This is a genomic window from Microvirga sp. HBU67558, assembly GCF_018069605.1.
GTDB lineage: Bacteria > Pseudomonadota > Alphaproteobacteria > Rhizobiales > Beijerinckiaceae > Microvirga > Microvirga terrae.
This window is the reverse complement of record NZ_JAGPUP010000354.1, coordinates 1-2,510: the sequence shown is the minus strand read 5'-3', so window position 1 is coordinate 2,510 and position 2,510 is coordinate 1. Positions and strand designations below refer to the sequence as shown.

At 61.0% G+C, this 2,510-nt stretch carries 2 protein-coding genes and 1 pseudogene; all 3 read left to right on the top strand.

The annotated features are described in order from the left end of the window. Positions 1 to 597, top strand: a pseudogene (locus tag KBI52_RS01795) (integrase core domain-containing protein); the annotation flags it as partial. A gap of 354 nt (positions 598 to 951) precedes the next feature. Then, positions 952 to 1,677 carry a hypothetical protein gene (locus tag KBI52_RS01790; RefSeq protein ID WP_210804929.1) on the top strand — a complete coding sequence of 242 codons (726 nt, stop codon included), beginning with the start codon at positions 952 to 954 and terminating at the stop codon, positions 1,675 to 1,677. Positions 1,678 to 1,702: 25 nt separating this feature from the next. Then, positions 1,703 to 2,404 (top strand): IS6 family transposase, encoded by a 702-nt coding sequence (locus KBI52_RS01785; protein WP_210804927.1) that lies wholly within the window; start codon positions 1,703 to 1,705, stop codon positions 2,402 to 2,404. Positions 2,405 to 2,510 lie beyond the last annotated feature (106 nt).

Sequence of the window (2,510 nt, the reverse complement as noted above, 5' to 3'; positions counted from 1 at the left end):
GCGCAGCAGCGCAAACGGGAGAGCGGCAGATTCAAGGATTACGATCTCGGCTTCGTGCACATGGATATCAAGCACCTGCCCAAGCTGCAGACCGCCAGTAGCGAGCGCCGCAAGCGCTTCCTGTATGTGGCCATCGACCGCTGCTCGCGGTGGGTGCACCTGGCGGTCAAGGAGGACGAGGTGGTGCGAGCCTTCCCGTTTACGATCACGATCACGCATGTGCTCACCGACGGCGGCTCCTGCTTCACCGCCAATGGCTTCGAGGACGCCTGCCGCAAGCTGAAGGTGGAGGACCGCAGGACCAAGCCGTACAAGCCGCAGACCAATGCCCTCATGGAGCGCTTCAACGGCTGGGTACAGCGCGAGGTGCTGGGGATTACGATCTTTCGCCATCAGGATCTCGAGACGCTGCTCAAGGGCTTCAATCAGGTTTACAACAGAAGACGCCAGCGCGTGCTCAAGGGACGAACACCGGATGAGTCGGCGCGCAGCCGCTTGGTCGCCGAACCGAAGCTGGCCAACCACCGCTACAAGCCACCCGATCCCAGAGCACTTCCCCAAGTCCTCCAGGTCGTTGCTGCCACCAAGGAGGTCTCGGATCAGACAATCAAGGCGGCAAAGCCTCGGCCCTTTTGGCATGTCGTCGTTGCGGAATCGCGGGCCTGCGACGCTATTGCGGCTGGCGCAACACAGCCCCTCGCTGGTGCGATCCGGCGTGCCCCTCGCACTCTGGGGCCATCCTCGGGGATATAGAAACCGCTAGGGGATCGACCCTTCGACAGTCGCAGCACGCAGGTAAGGACTGATGATTCCGAGGGCATCGGCGATCAGCGGAGATGCGATCAATGGCATCGATAGCATCGGGAGGGCCGTTGAGAAAAGAGATTTCCCCTGACTATGGACGAGAGGCATAAAGGCACCGTGACTTTCTTTGATCTACGGAGAAGTTCGATGAGTGTAGGCGCTGGCGTTTTTGATCCTGACAAAGGTGTTCTGCTGGAGGGTACGACCGGAAGTGACGTCCCCGACGGCCGTGTCTTCGGGTCCCCGTTTTATGACCATCCCTTCCATGGCGTCCGCTATGAGGCCAACGATCTTCCCGAAGTATTGATTGAGGAAGAGACGATTCTTGGTACGCCCGGCAATGACCGCCTCAACGGCACTGCCAATGGGGACCTCATCTTCGCAGACGCCGGTAATGACACCGTCATCGGTGGTGGTGGTGACGAACTACTGGGAGAAGAAGGCAATGACATCCTTTATGGTGATATCGGGCCCAATGAGCCACGCGATCACGTCGCTTCGGATCATGATCTACCCGATGGCGGCCCCGGAGATGACACTCTTGTCGCCGGGGACGGCTCGGATGAGATGAGAGGCGGCACCGGCGAGGATCGCTTCGAGTTCCGGTACCATGACCCGAAGTCCGGCTCCCCCGGAGGGCATGACGTCCGTGCCATAGCTATAGATTTCAATCCGAAGGACAACACGTTCGTCTTCGACGCCGCGGACTTTGCCGTCATCGGGGGTGCTAATGGCAACTTCGTCAACAACTCCGACCCGAGCGGCACCGTGAGCTCGTTCTACAGCAGAGCGGCCTCCAAAGCCAACGGGGAGCACGTCGTGGTCATCACCGACCAAAGTTTCGCCGGCGTTGTCACGTTAACTCGGGGATGAGGGCGAGCCGTGTAGATGGTCCGGCATGAGCAAGTCCGTAAGCTACAAACGCCACCGCTTTCCGCCTGAGATCATCGCCCATGCAGTGTGGCTGTATTTCAGATTTCCCCTGAGCTTGCGTCTGGTCGAGGAGATGCTGCTGGAGCGCGGCATCGTTGTCTCCTACGAGACGGTCCGCCGCTGGGCGCTGAAGTTCGGGCCGGCCTACGCCCGCCACCTCCAGCGCAAGACGCCGAGCCGCCGCGACATCTGGCACCTCGACGAGGTCGTGATCACGATCTCTGGCCGGAAGCACTGGCTGTGGCGGGCTGTGGATCAGGATGGCTATGTGCTCGATGAGGTTATCCAGACCCGCCGCGACACCAAGGCGGCCAAACGCTTGCTGAGGCGACTCTTGTGCAAGCAGGGCGGCCCACCCCGGCGCATGATCACCGACAAGCTCGGCTCCTACGCCGCGGCCCAGCGGCAGATCATGCCAGACGTCGAACACCGCTCGCTTAAAGGGCTGAATAACAGAGCGGAGAATTCGCATCTGCCGTTCCGGCGCCGAGAGCAGGTGATGCAGGGCTTTCGATCACCCAGGTATCTGCAGCGGTTCGTCAGCGTGTTCTCTGCCGTCCGCAATCTTTTCGGTCCACCCCGCTCCCGCCGCTCCGCTGCCGCCGCCCATCTCCACCGCCTCGACGCCATGGCGGAATGGAAAGCTGCGGCCAACCTTGCTGCTTGAGCCTGTCCAGCGACCAAATCGGCCTCAACGCATGGCGCCAGTTATTGATCCGGTCCTCATTGTCTTGAGCATGCGGCGTAGCGGACGGGTTTGTGGCTGAAGTAGC

Excerpts from the sequence above, each read along its gene's own strand:
- KBI52_RS01790 (WP_210804929.1), top strand. The coding sequence starts at position 952 with ATGAGTGTAGGCGCTGGCGTTTTTGATCCTGACAAAGGTGTTCTGCTG.
- KBI52_RS01785 (WP_210804927.1), top strand. The coding sequence starts at position 1,703 with ATGAGCAAGTCCGTAAGCTACAAACGCCACCGCTTTCCGCCTGAGATC.